Source organism: Pseudomonas sp. 2725 (genome assembly GCF_050434585.1).
Classification (GTDB): domain Bacteria; phylum Pseudomonadota; class Gammaproteobacteria; order Pseudomonadales; family Pseudomonadaceae; genus Aquipseudomonas; species Aquipseudomonas jessenii.
Window position 1 is genome coordinate 637650 of record NZ_JBNDIV010000002.1, and the last position, 16775, is coordinate 654424.

General features: G+C 60.1%; 14 protein-coding genes. 7 read left to right on the forward strand and 7 right to left on the reverse strand.

Annotated elements, in window-relative coordinates:
* Positions 1-68 precede the first annotated feature (68 nt).
* The 7 genes from gatC (at position 69) to ABIE16_RS07235 (ending at position 6979) form a co-directional block, all read left to right on the forward strand.
* Entirely contained in the window at positions 69-356 is a 288-nt protein-coding gene (gene gatC, locus ABIE16_RS07205) for an Asp-tRNA(Asn)/Glu-tRNA(Gln) amidotransferase subunit GatC (protein ID WP_007901429.1), read from the forward strand.
* A 17-nt stretch (positions 357-373) separates the two neighbouring features.
* Positions 374-1825: an Asp-tRNA(Asn)/Glu-tRNA(Gln) amidotransferase subunit GatA gene (gene gatA / locus ABIE16_RS07210; protein WP_057398872.1), complete on the forward strand. Its 1452-nt coding sequence runs from the start codon at positions 374-376 to the stop codon at positions 1823-1825.
* Between the two features lie 10 nt (positions 1826-1835).
* Positions 1836-3281: an Asp-tRNA(Asn)/Glu-tRNA(Gln) amidotransferase subunit GatB gene (gatB, locus tag ABIE16_RS07215; protein WP_090453075.1), complete on the forward strand. Its 1446-nt coding sequence runs from the start codon at positions 1836-1838 to the stop codon at positions 3279-3281.
* A gap of 149 nt (positions 3282-3430) precedes the next feature.
* Entirely contained in the window at positions 3431-3805 is a 375-nt protein-coding gene (locus tag ABIE16_RS07220) for a septal ring lytic transglycosylase RlpA family protein (RefSeq protein ID WP_008051680.1), read from the forward strand.
* Positions 3806-3855: 50 nt separating this feature from the next.
* Positions 3856-4917 carry a calcium/sodium antiporter gene (locus ABIE16_RS07225; protein WP_057716434.1) on the forward strand — a complete coding sequence of 354 codons (1062 nt, stop codon included), beginning with the start codon at positions 3856-3858 and terminating at the stop codon, positions 4915-4917.
* Complete coding sequence (locus tag ABIE16_RS07230) at positions 4914-5294, forward strand: carboxymuconolactone decarboxylase family protein (protein WP_057716435.1); 381 nt, start codon at positions 4914-4916, stop codon at positions 5292-5294. The genes ABIE16_RS07225 and ABIE16_RS07230 overlap by 4 nt, the downstream gene beginning before the upstream one ends.
* Positions 5295-5497: 203 nt before the next feature.
* Complete coding sequence (locus ABIE16_RS07235; protein WP_429520782.1) at positions 5498-6979, forward strand: PhoPQ-activated pathogenicity-related family protein; 1482 nt, start codon at positions 5498-5500, stop codon at positions 6977-6979.
* Here ABIE16_RS07235 and ABIE16_RS07240 read toward each other — a convergent pair.
* The 7 genes from ABIE16_RS07240 to ABIE16_RS07270 all read right to left on the reverse strand — a co-directional run bounded on the left by ABIE16_RS07240 (position 6976) and on the right by ABIE16_RS07270 (position 16697).
* On the reverse strand, positions 6976-7917 hold the full coding sequence (locus tag ABIE16_RS07240) for an AEC family transporter (RefSeq protein WP_429520783.1): 942 nt from the start codon (positions 7915-7917) through the stop codon (positions 6976-6978). The two genes, ABIE16_RS07235 and ABIE16_RS07240, sit on opposite strands and share 4 nt — an antisense overlap.
* 187 nt (positions 7918-8104) lie before the next feature.
* Positions 8105-9658 (reverse strand): galactarate dehydratase, encoded by a 1554-nt coding sequence (gene garD, locus ABIE16_RS07245; RefSeq protein WP_429520784.1) that lies wholly within the window; start codon positions 9656-9658, stop codon positions 8105-8107.
* An 11-nt stretch (positions 9659-9669) separates the two neighbouring features.
* Positions 9670-11031: an MFS transporter gene (locus ABIE16_RS07250; protein WP_057716439.1), complete on the reverse strand. Its 1362-nt coding sequence runs from the start codon at positions 11029-11031 to the stop codon at positions 9670-9672.
* A 188-nt stretch (positions 11032-11219) separates the two neighbouring features.
* Positions 11220-12665, reverse strand: coding sequence for an aldehyde dehydrogenase family protein (locus ABIE16_RS07255; RefSeq protein ID WP_150812819.1), 1446 nt, complete (start codon positions 12663-12665; stop codon positions 11220-11222).
* A gap of 61 nt (positions 12666-12726) precedes the next feature.
* Entirely contained in the window at positions 12727-13638 is a 912-nt protein-coding gene (gene kdgD, locus ABIE16_RS07260) for a 5-dehydro-4-deoxyglucarate dehydratase (RefSeq protein ID WP_007976489.1), read from the reverse strand.
* Between the two features lie 404 nt (positions 13639-14042).
* Positions 14043-14792, reverse strand: coding sequence for a FadR/GntR family transcriptional regulator (locus ABIE16_RS07265; protein ID WP_178081865.1), 750 nt, complete (start codon positions 14790-14792; stop codon positions 14043-14045).
* Positions 14793-14969: 177 nt separating this feature from the next.
* Positions 14970-16697 (reverse strand): ABC transporter ATP-binding protein/permease, encoded by a 1728-nt coding sequence (locus ABIE16_RS07270; protein ID WP_057716442.1) that lies wholly within the window; start codon positions 16695-16697, stop codon positions 14970-14972.
* Between the last annotated feature and the right edge of the window lie 78 nt (positions 16698-16775).

Genomic DNA, 16775 nt, shown 5'->3' on the forward strand with positions numbered 1-16775 from the left:
AGTGCGGTAGTGTTCCGACAATCTAACACACGGACGCCGTCCGTTTTGTTTTCCACTGGAGAATCCCAATGGCGCTTGAACGCTCCGACGTGGAAAAAATCGCTCATCTGGCCTGCCTTGGCCTTAATGATGCCGATCTTCCACACATCACTTCGGCCCTTAACAGCATTCTCGGGCTGGTCGACGAAATGCAGGCGGTCAATACCGATGGTATCGAACCGCTGGCCCACCCACTGGAAGCCAGCCAGCGCCTGCGCGCAGACGTCGTGACCGAGACCAATCACCGCGAGGCCTACCAGTCCATCGCACCAGCGGTCGAAAACGGCCTGTACCTGGTTCCGAAAGTCATCGACTAATAGGGAAAGAGCCTGCAATGCATCAATTGACTCTGGCCGAGATCGCCCGCGGACTCGCCGATAAAAAGTTTTCCTCCGAAGAGCTGACCAAGGTCCTGCTGGCGCGCATCGCCCAGCTCGATCCGCAGCTCAACAGTTTCATCAGCCTCACCGAAGACCTGGCGCTGACGCAGGCGAAAGCCGCTGACGCCCGCCGGGCCAATGGTGAGAGCGGCGCCCTGCTCGGCGCGCCGATCGCCCACAAGGACCTGTTCTGCACCCAGGGCATTCGCACCAGCTGCGGCTCGAAGATGCTCGACAACTTCAAGGCCCCGTACGACGCCACCGTCGTCGCCAAGCTGGCCGCTGCCGGCGCCGTGACCCTGGGCAAGACCAACATGGACGAATTCGCCATGGGTTCGGCCAACGAGTCGAGCTACTACGGCGCGGTGAAAAACCCGTGGAACCTGGAACACGTTCCGGGTGGTTCGTCCGGTGGTTCGGCCGCCGCGGTGGCCGCTCGTCTGTTGCCTGCGGCTACCGGCACCGACACCGGCGGCTCGATCCGCCAGCCAGCAGCATTGACCAACCTCACCGGCCTGAAACCGACGTACGGTCGCGTATCGCGCTGGGGCATGATCGCTTACGCCTCCAGCCTCGATCAGGGCGGCCCGTTGGCGCGCACTGCCGAAGACTGCGCGATTTTGTTGCAAGGTATGGCCGGCTTCGATCCGAACGACTCCACCAGCATCGATGAGCCCGTGCCGGACTACAGCGCCAGCCTCAACGGTTCGCTGCAAGGCCTGCGTATCGGTGTGCCGAAAGAGTACTTCAGCGCCGGTCTCGACCCGCGCATTGCCGACCTGGTCATGGCCAGCGTCGAAGAGCTGAAAAAACTCGGCGCCGTGGTCAAGGAAATCAGCCTGCCGAACATGCAGCACGCGATTCCTGCGTACTACGTGATCGCCCCGGCGGAAGCGTCCTCCAACCTGTCGCGTTTCGACGGCGTACGTTTCGGCTACCGTTGCGCAGACCCGAAAAACCTGGAAGACCTGTACAAGCGCTCTCGTGGCGAAGGTTTCGGGACAGAAGTGCAGCGCCGGATCATGGTCGGTGCCTACGCCCTGTCCGCCGGTTACTACGACGCCTACTACCTGAAGGCGCAGAAGATTCGTCGCTTGATCAAGAACGACTTCATGGCCGCCTTCAATGAGGTCGACATCATCCTCGGCCCAACCACGCCGAACCCGGCCTGGAAGCTTGGCGCCAAGAACAGCGACCCGGTCGCTGCGTACCTGGAAGACGTCTACACCATCACCGCCAACCTCGCTGGCCTGCCCGGCCTGTCGATGCCGGCCGGTTTTGTCGACGGCCTGCCGGTCGGCGTGCAATTGCTCGCTCCGTATTTCCAGGAAGGTCGCCTGTTGAACGTTGCCCACCAGTATCAGTTGAACACTGACTGGCACACCCGCACCCCAACCGGCTTCTGAGGAGACACACATGCAATGGGAAGTCGTGATCGGGCTGGAGATTCATACCCAGCTCACCACCCGGTCGAAAATCTTTTCCGGTAGTTCCACCACCTTCGGTTCCGAGCCGAATACCCAGGCCAGCCTGGTAGACCTGGGTATGCCGGGCGTATTGCCGGTGCTGAACCAGGAAGCGGTACGTATGGCGGTGATGTTCGGTCTGGCGATTGACGCCGAGATCGGCCAGCACAACGTGTTCGCCCGTAAAAACTACTTCTACCCGGATTTGCCCAAGGGCTACCAGATCAGCCAGATGGAGCTGCCGATCGTCGGCAAGGGCCACCTGGACATCGCACTCGAGGACGGCACGGTCAAACGTGTCGGCATCACCCGCGCGCACCTGGAAGAAGACGCCGGCAAGAGCCTGCACGAAGAATTCAGCGGCGCCACCGGCATCGACCTGAACCGTGCCGGCACGCCGCTGCTGGAAATCGTTTCCGAGCCGGACATGCGCAGCGCCAAGGAAGCCGTGGCCTACGTCAAGGCGATCCACGCCCTGGTGCGTTACTTAGGGATTTGCGACGGCAACATGGCCGAAGGTTCGCTGCGTTGCGACTGCAACGTGTCGATCCGTCCGAAAGGCCAGGCCGAGTTCGGCACCCGCTGCGAGATCAAGAACGTCAACTCGTTCCGCTTCATCGAGAAGGCGATCAACAGCGAAATCCAGCGTCAGATCGAATTGATCGAAGACGGCGGCAAGGTGATCCAGCAGACCCGCCTGTACGACCCGAACAAGGACGAGACCCGTCCAATGCGCAGCAAAGAGGAAGCCAACGACTACCGTTACTTCCCCGATCCTGACCTGTTGCCAGTGGTCATAGAGAACTCCTTCCTCGACGACGTGCGCGCCACCCTGCCGGAATTGCCACCGCAAAAGCGCGAGCGCTTCCAGGAGCAATTCGGTCTGTCGGTCTATGACGCCAGCGTGCTGGCCACCAGCCGCGAGCAAGCCGATTACTTCGAGAAAGTCGCGAGCATCGGCGGCGACGCCAAACTGGCGGCGAACTGGGTGATGGTCGAGTTGGGCAGCCTGCTCAACAAGCAAGGTCTGGACATCGAAGAGTCGCCGGTTTCCGCCGAGCTTCTGGGCGGCATGCTGCTGCGCATCAAGGACAACACTATCTCCGGCAAGATCGCCAAGGTGGTGTTTGAAGCGATGGCCAACGGCGAAGGCAGCGCAGACGAGATCATCGACAAGCGCGGCCTCAAGCAAGTGACCGACACCGGCGCCATCTCGGCGGTGCTGGACGAAATGCTCGCGGCCAACGCCGAGCAGGTCGAACAATACCGCGCGGCAGACGAAGCCAAGCGCGGCAAGATGTTCGGCTTCTTCGTCGGTCAGGCCATGAAAGCCTCCAAAGGCAAGGCCAACCCGCAACAGGTCAACGAACTGCTCAAAAGCAAGCTCGAAGGCTAATGAGAATGGAGCCAGCTCTAAAATCTGGCTCCATTCCCTGTGGGAGCCAGCTTGCTCGCGATAGCGGTCCGGCACTCAACACAAAGTTGACTGTCAGAATGCCAATCGCGAGCAAGCTCGCTCCCACATTTGCTTTCGGAAGCTTTCAAATGAAGCGTCTACTTGGACTTTGCGCCCTCCTCTCGCTCCTGGCCGGTTGCGCCAGCACCGACACCGTCGATCCGCATGGCTACGACAAAACCGGCGTGGCTTCGTACTACGGCGCCAAACACCAAGGCAAACGCACCGCCAACGGCGAGCGTTTCAACATGAATTCCATGACCGCCGCCCATCGCCAGCTACCCTTCGGTACACGGGTGAAGGTCACTAATCTGAATAACGACAAATCCTGCGTGGTGCGCATCAATGATCGCGGGCCGCACACCCGGGGCCGCCTGATCGACCTGTCCAAGGAAGCCGCCGAGCGCCTGGGCATGCTGCGCAGCGGCACCGCGCGGGTTCGCGTGCAAGCCCTCGACGACTGACCGATGGAGCCCCGACCATTTTCGGATTAGCCGATTTACCCCTGATCAGCGTGATCGAATTGCTCAGCGGATTGCTCCTGCTGATTATCGGCGCCGAATTGATGGTGCGCGCCGCCGTACGCATCGCCGCGCGATTGCACGTACGACCGCTGATCATCGGCCTGACTATCGTCGCCCTCGGCAGCAGCGCACCGCAGATGGCGGTCAGCCTGCAAGCGACCCTGGCGCACAATGCCGACATCGCCGTCGGCAGTGTGATCGGCAGCAGCATTTTCAACATCCTCGTCACCCTCGGGTTGTCTGCGCTGATCATTCCGCTGCGGGTTTCCCGACAATTGGTGCGCCTGGATATTCCGTTGATGATCGGCGCCAGCCTGTTGGTGTTCGTACTCGCCTGGAATGAAGAACTGACCCGGGCCGACGGCGTGATGTTGCTGACGGCGCTGGCGATTTACCTGGGCTTGTTACTGCGTCAGTCGCGACACTCGGCACGCCCGGTATCGAGCCATGATCACAACGGCCAGGCGTCATGGCTGAGCAGCCTGCTGATGATCGTCGCCGGACTGGCGATGCTGGTGTACGCCGGACACTTGCTGCTGGGGGCAGCCGTTGCGGTCGCTACCGACCTTGGGCTGTCGGAGCGGATCATCGGCCTGACCATCGTCGCCGTCAGCACCTCACTGCCTGAGCTCGCCACTTCGTTGATCGCAGCTATACGCGGCGAACGCGATATTGCCGTGGGCAACGTGATTGGCAGCAACCTGTTCAACCTCCTGGGCGTGCTCGGCTTTACCGCGCTCGTGGCACCGTCACCGCTGTCGGTGTCGCCCAACGCCCTGGATTTCGACCTGCCGGTGATGCTCGGCATCGCGGCGCTGTGCCTGCCGGTGTTCTACTCCGGCTATCGGGTGACCCGCGCCGAAGGCCTGCTGTTTCTGGGTTTGTACCTGGCGTATGGGCTGCACGTGGTGTCGTTCACCACCGGCATGCCACTGGCCGGCAAGCTGGAACACTTGATGCTGTTATTCGTCCTGCCAGCGCTGGTAGCGTTTTTGCTGTTCACGTCACTTCGCGCCTGGCGTCGCCAACACCATAAGAAGGAAGTCCCATGACCGAGAATAAAAAACCCGGCGTTGAAGTCCGCCGCCAAGTGATGGGCGACGCCTTCGTCGACCGCGCACTGGGCAACGCCACCGAGTTCACCCAGCCGCTGCAGGACTTCGTCAATGAACACGCCTGGGGCGGCGTGTGGAATCGCGAAGGCCTGCCGCTGAAAACCCGTAGCCTGATCACCCTCGCAGCCCTGACCGCACTCAAGTGCCCGCAGGAGCTGAAAGGTCACGTACGCGGCGCACTGAACAACGGCTGCACCGTGGAGGAGATTCGCGAAGCGCTGCTGCATTGCGCGGTGTATGCCGGCGTGCCGGCCGCGATCGATGCGTTTCGCGCGGCGCAGGAAGTGATCGACAGCTACCAGAAGCCGGAGTGATCACCATCGCCAGAGCGGACCACAGCCCTCGGTAACGCTCGTGACTGAACGGCTCAACCACATATTTCGACAATAAAAGGCGCCCCGCCAAACCTGTTCATCCACACCTCCTTTCGACACACTGCGCCGACAAAAAACCGCCAGGGGAAGGCCGGCGCATCTTCGTTGTACCCAGCCCCCCCGGCTTTACAAGGAAGGTTCCCATGGGATTGCCCGCCCGGTACGTATTGTCGAAATTGATGTTATCCAGTCTGCTCGTCAGCAGCTCGATACATGCCTCTGCCCAGGCGTGTTTCGAGGCCAGCAATCAAGACTTCAGCGAAGTGCTTGCCTGCTACAAGAAAGCCGAAGACGCCAATCCACTGGTTTACACCGCCAAAGGCAACACGACATTTCCAGGTGTGGAAAAGCGCAGTTTCGACCTGTCCTCCCAGCAATGGTCGCCGCTGGGATTGGTCAGTCCAGCACAGTGGAAACACACCGTGGACATCTACATCCCGGACAATGCCCTGCGCGCCCAGTCACTGTTGGTTGCCAATAACGGAACCCCCAACGCAGGGAAAAACAACGCCGGCGAACCGACGGACTTTACCGAAGCCATGGCACTTGAAGTGGCGCGCAAAACACGCACGATTGTCATTTCAGTCAGCAACGTTCCGAACCAGTACCTGACCTATGCCGACGACGGCATAGCGCGCACGGAAGATGCCAGTGTCGCCCACAGCTGGAAACTCTTTCTCGATGCCCCGCACCAGCGCCCGTACATGTCGGTGCGCCTGCCCATGGTGGTGTCGATGGTCAAGGCCATGGACCTCGCGCAAAAGGAGCTGCAACCCTGGGGAATAGACCGATTCATTGCCAGCGGCGCATCAAAACGTGGCTGGACCACTTGGCTGGCGGCGATTGCAGATGACCGGATCATGGCCATCGTGCCGTTTGTGATCGACGTACTGGGCACGGACAATGTGCTTGAACATACCTGGCAAGCCTATGGAAAGAACTGGCCACTGGCATTTTTTGACTACCATCACGAGGGCATCACCCAACAGATCAAGACTGAAAACTTCGCACACCTGATGAAAATCGAAGACCCGTTAAGCTACCTGCAAACCCGCTATGCCGATCGGCTGGCGATTCCGAAATACATCGTCAATGCCAGCAGCGACGATTTTTTCCTGCCAGACAATTCGCAGTATTTCTTCGATCAATTGCCAGGTCCGAAAGCTTTGCGAGTCGCTCCCAATGCGAGCCACTACGGTATCAACCGGTTCATCGAGAACTCTCTGATACCGGTCATCAATCGCTGGCAACAGGACAAGCCTTTGCCGGTCATTTCCATGCGCTCGAACCCGCACGTTTCATCACAAGGGATGGGGCTGAGCTTTTCCGAGGCACCGGTGCGAGTGGTTCAGTGGACGGCGGTAAATCCGGTCGCCCGGGACTTTCGTCACCCCTGTGGCATCCAGTACGCGCCGGAAGACGTAAAGCTCACGGACCCGTTCAACGCCGACATGCAGATCGACACACCGGAAAATGGCTGGAAAGCGACCTTTGTCGAAACGACTTTTGCCGATGGCTTCGTCGTGACGACCCCGGTTCAGGTCATACCCACGCACTATCCGACCCAGGCGCCTCCGGTAATCGAACCGGCGTGCAAAACCCTGGCCGATGAACAGAGGCGTTAAATCCAGCCACCCCACTGCAAAAAGAAGATCCCGACGTTAGTGGTGACCGCCGCCATCAGCGTGGTGATCACGATGATCGCTGCCGCCAACTCGTGATTGCCGTCCGCCGCCCGGGCCATGACGAAACTGGCCGCTGCCGTCGGGCTGCCGAAGTACAAAAACAGAATCCCCAGCTCCGCACCACGGAAGCCCCAGAGCCACGCACCGAGTGTCGCCAGGATCGGCAGACCGAGCATTTTCACCAGGCTCGAACTGAACGCCATCGAACCGCTTTTGCGCAGCGCCGCCAGCGACAGCGTGCCGCCGATGCAGATCAGCGCCAGCGGCAACGTGGTTTGCGCCAGGTACTGACCGGAGGTTTCCAGCCAGCCGGGCAAGCTGATCTTGAAATAAGCGAAGGGTGCAGCCGCAATCACACTGATGATCAGCGGATTGCTGAATACGCTTTTGCAGATGCTCCACGGATCGGACTTGATCACCGGGCTGTACACCGCCAGCACGATGGTCGAAAGGGTGTTGTAGAACAGGATCACCAGCGCCGCCAGGATCGCTCCGAGGGAAATCCCGTAGTCGCCGTACATGCTTGCCGCCAGCGCCAGGCCAATGACCCCGTTGTTACCGCGAAAGGCACCTTGGGTGTAGATCCCCCGATCTTCCCGCGGGCACTTCCAGATCGCCCAAACCCAGGCGATGGCAAAACACACCAGGGTCGCAAGGGAAAAATAGATCAGCAGCGCCGGCTGCAACGCCGCGTGCAGGTCGGCATGCAGGATGCCCAAAAACAGCAACGCCGGCATGGTGACGTTGAACACCAATGCCGACGCGGTGTGGATGAAATTGTCGTTGATCCAGTCGATGCGCTTGAGCAGCACCCCCAGAAACAACATGACGAACACCGGCGCGGTGATGTTCAGGGTTTCGAGGAAAATTGCCAGCATGCCGGGATGACCTTGGGGGTGGGCGTCGTTAGGGGGCTAATGATAAGCCACCAAGTCCCCTGGCGTCTGTTAGACCGATATCGCGAGCAAGCTCGCTCCCACATTTTTCCAGTGCCGAACACAAAATTTATGCACGGCGAAAATCCACTGTGGGAGCGAGCTTGCTCGCAATGAAGGCGACTCGGTCTTAGGTGATCGGCGCCGGGTTAAACAAGGTGATGTCGTTATGCAGCTTGTGCTGCTCGGCCCATGTCTGCTTCTTGCCGCTCGCCACGTCCAGATAGTAGTGGAACAACTCCCAGCCAAGATCTTCGATGGATGCGCGCCCGGTGGCAATTCGCCCGGCGTCGATGTCGATCAGGTCCGGCCAGCGTTGCGCCAGTTCGGTCCGGGTCGATACCTTCACCACCGGCGCCATGGCCAGCCCGTAAGGCGTGCCGCGACCGGTAGTGAATACATGCAGGTTCATCCCCGCCGCCAACTGCAACGTCCCGCAGACAAAGTCGCTGGCCGGGGTCGCACAGAAAATCAGGCCTTTGCGCTTGAAACGCTCGCCAGGGCCAAGCACCCCGTTGATCGCGCTGCTGCCGGACTTGACGATCGAGCCCAATGACTTCTCGACGATGTTCGACAACCCGCCCTTCTTGTTGCCCGGCGTGGTGTTGGCACTGCGATCCGCCTCGCCCTTGGCCAGGTAGCGGTCGTACCAGTCCATTTCCCGCACCAGTTCCTGGGCGACGTCCTGATTTTCCGCGCGGGAGGTCAGCAGATAAATTGCATCGCGCACTTCGGTGACTTCGGAGAACATCACCGTCGCACCGGCACGCAGCAGCAGGTCCGAGGCATAGCCGAGCGCCGGGTTGGCGGTGATGCCGGAGAACGCATCACTACCCCCGCATTGCATGCCCAGGATCAACTCGGATGCCGGCACGGTTTCCCGGCGACGTTGATCGAGCTTCTTCAAGCGCGTCTCGGCCAGTTCCATGATCTGCTCGATCATCTCGGTGAAGCCGTGACTGGAATCCTGCAAGCGGTACAGCCATGGCTCGCTCAAATCCACCGAGCTGTCGTTCTCGTGCATCACTTGCCCGGCCTGCAATTTCTCGCAGCCCAGACTGATCACCAAGGCTTCGCCACCCAGGTTCGGGTTGCGCGCCAGGTTGCGCACGGTGCGGATCGGGATGTACGCGTCGGTGGCGGTGATGGCCACGCCACAGCCGTAGCTGTGGGTCAGCGCCACCACGTCATCGACGTGCGGGTACTTGGGCAGCAACTCGTCCTTGATGCGCTTGACCGCATGATCCAGTACTCCGGTCACGCACTGCACGGTGGTAGTGATGCCGAGAATGTTGCGCGTGCCGACGGTGCCGTCGGCATTGCGATAACCCTCGAAAGTGAAGCCCTCCAGCGGTGCCTGCGCGGCCGGCACGTCGGTGGACAGCGGCAGGCTGTCCAGCGGTGGCGCGGTCGGCATGCGCAGTTGATCTTCCTTGACCCAACTGCCTCGGGGAATCGGCTGCAAGGCATAGCCAATGACCTGGCCATAACGAATCACCTGGCCACCTTCGGAAATGTCTTCCAGGGTGACCTTGTGGCTCTGCGGCACGAAATCCACGGTAACCAGACCGTCCGCAAACTCGGTGCCGGCCGGTACACCCTGATCATTGACCACGATCACTACGTTGTCCCGCTCGTGCAGGCGGATGTAGCGCGGCGAGTCGGAATGTTCAATCAACTGCATGACACCGCTCCTCAGGAATGCGCTTGAGACAATTTGCCTGGGGCTTCAGTACCGTTCGCTGGTGGCTCTTTGAGCACCACGCGCTTGATCGGGCCCACGATCACCAGGTAGCTGAACACCGCAACCAGTGCGTTGCAACCGACGAACACCAACGCCCACTTGAATGAACCGGTGGAGCTGATGATGTAACCGATCACGATTGGAGTGGTGATCGAAGCAATGTTACCGAAGGTGTTGAACAGGCCACCGCTCAGACCGGCGATCTGCTTCGGCGAAGTGTCGGACACCACGGCCCAGCCCAGTGCGCCGACACCTTTGCCGAAGAACGCCAGGGCCATGAAGCCGACGACCATCCATTCTACGTCCACGTAGTTGCACGCCACGATGCTGCTGGAAACCAGCAGGCCAGCAATGATCGGCGCCTTGCGGGCGAAAGTCAGGGAATGGCCCTTGCGCAACAGGTAATCGGAAATAACCCCGCCGAGCACACCACCGATGAAGCCGCAGATTGCCGGCAAGGACGCGATGAAACCGGCCTTGAGGATGGTCATGCCGCGCTCCTGCACCAGGTACACCGGGAACCAGGTCAGGAAGAAGTAAGTGATGCCATTGATGCAGTACTGGCCCAGGTACACGCCGAGCATCATGCGGTTGGTCAGTAACTGGCGGATGTAATCCCACTTCGGACCGTCGGACTTCTTGCCCTTCTGGTCCATGTCGACCATGCCGCCGTTTTCGGAGATGTGCTTGAACTCAGCATCGTTGATCCGTGGGTGTTCGCGCGGGCTGTAGATCACTTTCAGCCAGACCAGCGAGAAGATGATGCCCAGGATACCCATGACGATAAACACGTGCTCCCAGCCGAAGGAGTAGACGATCCAGCCCATCAGCGGAGCGAACAGCACGGTGGCGAAGTATTGCGCCGAGTTGAAGATCGCCGAGGCCGTACCGCGCTCGGCAGTCGGGAACCACGCCGCAACGATTCGGGCGTTACCAGGGAAGGACGGCGCTTCAGCCAGGCCCACCAGGAAGCGCAGCATGAACAGCGCAACCACCGCCGTGGACATGCCGAATTCACCGACGAAGCCTTGCAGCACGGTGAACAGCGACCAGGTGAAGATGCTCAATGCGTAGATTTTTTTCGAGCCGAAACGGTCCAGTAGCCAGCCGCCGGGGATTTGCCCGGCCACATAGGCCCAACCGAATGCGGAGAAGATGTAGCCGAGGGTCACGGCGTCGATGCCGAGGTCTTTTTGCAGGCTGGAGCCAGCGATTGCGATGGTAGCCCGGTCGGCGTAGTTGATTGTGGTCACCAGAAACAGCATGAGCAGGATCAAATAGCGGACGTGAGTCGGCTTCTGGGTCGATTGCATGTAGATGTACTCCCACTGATTATTTTTATGCGGGTAATAACGGTGCTTTGCAGGAGCGAGCTTGCTCGCGATGGTCGTCAACGATGACGCTGGGCATCAGGCTGAACTTCGCGATCTCGAGACCATCGCGAGCAGAGCTCGCTCCTACAGGGGGCGCGGTATCGTTGCCAATACCGCGGTGTTTCTTGTTACGAACCGATGTAGCTGGTCTTCACGACCGTGTAGAACTCTTGCGCATAGCGACCTTGCTCACGTGATCCATAGGATGAACCTTTACGCCCACCGAACGGAACGTGGTAATCCACACCGGCGGTCGGCAGGTTGACCATCACCATCCCGGCCTGGGAGTGGCGTTTGAAGTGGTTGGCGTACTTCAGCGAGGTGGTGGCAATGCCCGCCGACAGCCCGAACTCGGTGTCGTTGGCCATGGCCAGCGCGGCTTCGTAATCGGCGACGCGGACGATGTTGGCCACTGGGCCGAAGATCTCTTCCTGGCTGATGCGCATCGAAGCTTCGCTGTCGGCAAACAGGGTTGGCGCAAGGAAGTAACCCTCGGTGTCGCACGTCACCAGACCACCGCCGCTGACCAGACGCGCACCTTCGGACTGGCCGATGTCGATGTACTTCATGTCCTGCTCGAGTTGCGCTTGCGAGACCACCGGACCGATATCGGTACCCGCCTTCAATGCATGGCCGACCTTGATCGACTTCATGCGCTCGGCCATGGCTTCGACGAACTGGTCGTGAATCCCGGCGGTGACGATAAAGCGGCTGGAAGCGGTGCAACGCTGGCCGGTGGAATAGAACGCGCTCTGTACTGACAACTCGACCGCTTGCTTGAGGTCGGCGTCGTCGAGAATGATCTGCGGGTTCTTGCCGCCCATTTCCAACTGGACTTTGGCCTGGCGCGATACACAGCTGACAGCGATCTGACGACCCACGCCCACGGAGCCTGTGAAGCTGATGCCGTCGACTTTCGGGCTGTGGACCAGTGCATCGCCCACCACGCGACCGCTGCCCATCACCAGGTTGAACACACCGGCCGGGAAGCCTGCGCGGGAGATGATTTCGGCCAGGGCCCAGGCGCAACCTGGAACCAGGTCTGCGGGTTTCAGCACGACGCAGTTGCCGTAGGCCAGGGCCGGGGCGATTTTCCATGCCGGGATGGCGATCGGGAAGTTCCACGGGGTGATCAGACCAACCACGCCCAAAGCTTCGCGAGTGACTTCAACGTTGACGCCCGGACGCACCGACGGCAGGTAGTCGCCGGACAGGCGCAGGCACTCGCCGGCGAAGAACTTGAAGATATTGCCGGCGCGGGTCACTTCGCCGATGGCTTCAGGCAGGGTCTTGCCCTCTTCCCGGGCCAGCAGGGTGCCGAGTTCTTCGCGACGGGCGAGGATCTCAGTGCCGACTTTATCCAGGGAATCGTGACGCGCCTGAATGCCGGACGTGGACCAGGCCGGGAACGCGGCACGGGCGGCGTCGATGGCAGCGTGGACCTGAGCCAGATCAGCCTTGGCGTAGTCGCCAATGGCGTCGGTCAGTTCGGACGGGTTGATGTTGGTCGAATAATCGCCACCGGCAACCCATTCGCCGTTGATGTAGTTATCGAAACGCTTTGCATCTGCCACTTTGAGATCTCCTCACGCAAAAGGCCGCTGATTGCTCAGCGGCCTTACTTGAACGGATGTGTTACTGCGCACCCTGCTTGTCGATCAGCGCGGCGAGCATTTCGTACTCTTCGCCGGTCAGATCGGTCAGCGGTGCACGCACAGGACCTGCGTCGTAGCCGGCAATTTTTGCCCCGGCCTTGACGATGCTTACGGCATAACCGGCTTTGCGGTTACGGATGTCCAGGTACGGCAGGAAGAAGTCGTCGATGATCTTGCCGACGGTGGCGTGATCTTCGCGAGCGATCGCGTGGTAGAAGTCCATCGCGGTTTTCGGAATGAAGTTGAACACCGCCGAGGAGTAGACCGGCACGCCCAGGGCCTTGTAGGCCGCGGCGTAGACTTCGGCGGTCGGCAAGCCACCCAGGTAGCTGAAGCGATCACCGAGGCGGCGACGGATCGACACCATCAACTCGATATCACCCAGGCCATCCTTGTAGCCGATCAGGTTCGGGCAGCGCTCGGCCAGACGTTCCAGCAGCGGCGCGGTCAGGCGGCAGACGTTACGGTTGTAGACCACCACGCCGATGTTTACCGACTTGCACACGGCTTCAACGTGGGCGGCAACGCCGTCCTGGCTGGCTTCGGTCAGGTAGTGCGGCAGCAGCAGCAGACCTTTGGCGCCCAGACGCTCGGCTTCCTGTGCGTATTCGATAGCCTGGCGGGTCGAACCGCCGACCCCGGCCAGGATTGGCACGCTGGTGGCGCAAGTGTCGACCGCAGTCTTGATGATTTCCGAATATTCGCTGGCCGCCAGAGAGAAGAACTCACCGGTGCCGCCTGCGGCGAACAGAGCCGAGGCGCCGTATGGGGCCAGCCATTCCAGACGCTTGATGTAACCCGCGCGGTTGAAGTCGCCCTGTGCATTGAAATCGGTAACCGGGAAAGACAGCAGACCGGAAGAGAGGATGGACTTCAGTTCTTGTGGATTCATTATTCGAACACCCTGGATTGCGACGTTGTGTGAGAAAACCGTTCAGCCTGCGCTGAAGTTGTAGGTCATCGTACAACTTAAAATACAACCGTCAACTGCATTTCATCGCTGGGGGTGAAAATTGTTGGACAACCGGATCAGGAAACCAGCAAATCAGAGGCTCTCCGACCTAAGAGCGCGGAGGAAAAAAGTCGCGACCGTAGGCGTATCAGAGATACGTTGTCAGAAGAGAAGTCAGTAGGAACGAGGCTTTTCTGGTGTGGCTTACGGCCCAATCGCGAGCAAGTTCGCTCCCACAGGGGGCTGTGTGTGATCTCGATTCTACGATCAACACAAGACACTGTGAGAGCGAGCTTGCTCGCGATGGCGGCAGATCAGGCGAGGGATTACCGGAGTCAGATTTCTTATCCGCGCTGCGCCTCAGCCTCTTCATGGGCATGACGCAACCGCTCACGGCTGTTGGTCAGGTGCAAACGCATGGCGGCCCGCGCCGCATCGGAATCCTGACGGGCAATGGCGTCGTAGATTTCTTCGTGCTCACGGCTCAGGCGACTCATGTAGTGCTGCTGGTCGTCATGGGCCAGGCGCGCGGAGTTCAGCCGTGTGCGCGGAATGATGCTGGTGCCCAGGTGGGTCATGATGTCGGTGAAGTAGCGGTTGCCGGTGGACAGCGCGATTTCGAGGTGGAAGGCGAAGTCCGAAGCCACGGCGTCACTGGCGTGAGCGGCACTTTCATTCAACGCATCGAGGGCGGCGCGCATGTTGGCCAGTTGTTCCGGGCTGCGACGTTGCGCCGCCAGCCCGGCAGACTCCACTTCCAGACTGATGCGCAGTTCCAGGATCGCCAGCACATCTCGCAGGGTTACCACAGTCGCCGGGTCGATACGGAAACCGCTCGGGCTCGGCGTGTCGAGCACGAAGGTGCCGATACCGTGGCGGGTTTCCACTTGCCCTGCCGCCTGCAAACGGGAAATCGCCTCGCGCACCACCGTGCGGCTGACACCATGGGCATCCATGATGGCCGATTCGGTGGGCAACTTGTCGCCACGCTTGAGATGGCCGTCGCGGATCTGCTCCGACAGCACCGTCACCAGTTCCTGAGCGAGGCTGCGGCGCTTGCGTGGGAGGCGTGGTACGTCGTTCGGGTTTTCCATGGTGAACATCTGTCTCGAAAAAATCGGCGGCTGAAACCGCATCATAGCGCAACGCGGTTGTACGATCACCACCACCCCTGCTCGCGATGGACTGGCAAGCGCCGCGTGTCTTCAGGAAGCACGCGTTATCGTTAGCCACCATCGCGAGCAAGCTCGCTCCTACAAGGGATTGTGGTGTTATGCAGTCACAGCCTGGTCCACCAGATGGCCATTCTCGATACGAATGTGCCGAGGGTGGAAGCGCTTCAGGCTGCTGCGATGGCCGACACTGACGATGCTCAGCCCCGGCAACTCGTCGATCAGCGCCTGATAAAGCGTGGCCTCGTCTTCTTCGTCCATCGCCGAGGTGGCCTCATCCATGTACAGCCATTGCGGTGCATAAAGCAGCGCACGGGCGAAGGCCAGGCGCTGCTGCTCACCCGGCGACAACATGCGCTGCCAGTGGTTGGCTTCGTCGAGACGGGCAATCAGGTGCGGCAAGCGGCAGGTTTCCAGCACCTGCGCGTAGCGCTCGTTCGGATAGGTATCGCCGGGCTGTGGATAACTGAGGACATCACGCAGGGTGCCAATCGGCAAATACGGTTTTTGCGGCAGGAACAGGTAGCGCGCCGATGGCAGGCGAATACTGCCGTGGCCGGTCGGCCACAGATGCCCCATCGCCCGCAGCAGGGTCGACTTGCCGCTGCCGGAACGACCGCTGAGCATCACACGCTCGCCCTCCTTCACGGTCATGTCGGCGTTGGTCAGCAGGTGACGACCTTCAGCCAGGTCGAGGCCGAGGTTGTGCACCTTCAGCACCGATCCCGAATTCTGGACGTCGATGGCCGGCGCACGTTCTTCGTTGTCACGCATGGCCTGGTGGAAGCTCAACAGACGATCGCAGGTGGCGCGCCAGGAAGCGAGGCTCTGGTAGGCACTGATAAACCAGCTGAAACTTTCCTGCACATTGCCGAACGCCGAGCTGATTTGCATCAGTTCGCCCAGTTCGATCTTGCCGGAAAGGTAACGCGGGGCGGCAACCATGAAGGGGAAGATGATCGCGGCCTGGCTGTAACCAGCGGTGAAGAACGTCAGACGCTTGGACACCTTCATGATGTCCCAGAAGTTATGCCAGACCATCCCGAAGCGGCTGCTCAACCGGCGGTTTTCGTTCGGTTCTCCGTTGTACAACGCGATGCTTTCGGCATTCTCGCGAATTCGCACCATGGAGAAACGCAGGTCAGCTTCGAAGCGTTGTTGCTGGTTGTTCAGGCCGATCAGGCGACGACCGATCAAATGCGTCAACCAGCTGCCGACCACCGCGTAAACCAGCACGCACCAGAACATGTAGCCGGGAATGGTGATGCCGAATACTTCAATACTGCCCGACACGCCCCACAGGATGATCGAGAACGACACCAGGCTGACAATATTGCGCAGCAGCCCGATACCCAGCTCAAGGGTGTTGGAGGTGAAGTTGTTGAGGTCTTCGGAAATCCGCTGGTCCGGGTTATCGGTGTAACCGCCCTGCTCCAGCTGGTAGTAGTTTTTGTCACCCAGCCAGCGGGTGAAATGCTTTTCGGTGAGCCATGCCCGCCAGCGGATCGTCAGCATCTGCGTCAGGTACAGCCGATACACCGCGCCGACGATCGCCACCGCAGCAATCCCGCAGAAATACAGGATCAGCCGCCAGAATGCCTCCTCGTCCTTTTGTTGCAGCGCGTTGTAGAAATCCTTGTACCAGGTGTTGAACCACACCGAGATCCCTACGCTGATCAGCGACAGCGCAATCACGGCGATCAGCAGAGTCCAGGCTTTGACCTTCTCTTCACTGCGCCAGTAAGGCGTGATCATCGCCCACACTTTGCGAAAAAACTGCCCGCGCACAGCGTCGTTGACCGCGGAATACTCAGCGTTCTGATTCATGGATAAGGCTCGATAGAAAAAAGTACACACACGAACCGATCATAGATGATCGGTCCGGTTTTTCGCGAGATACGGCCC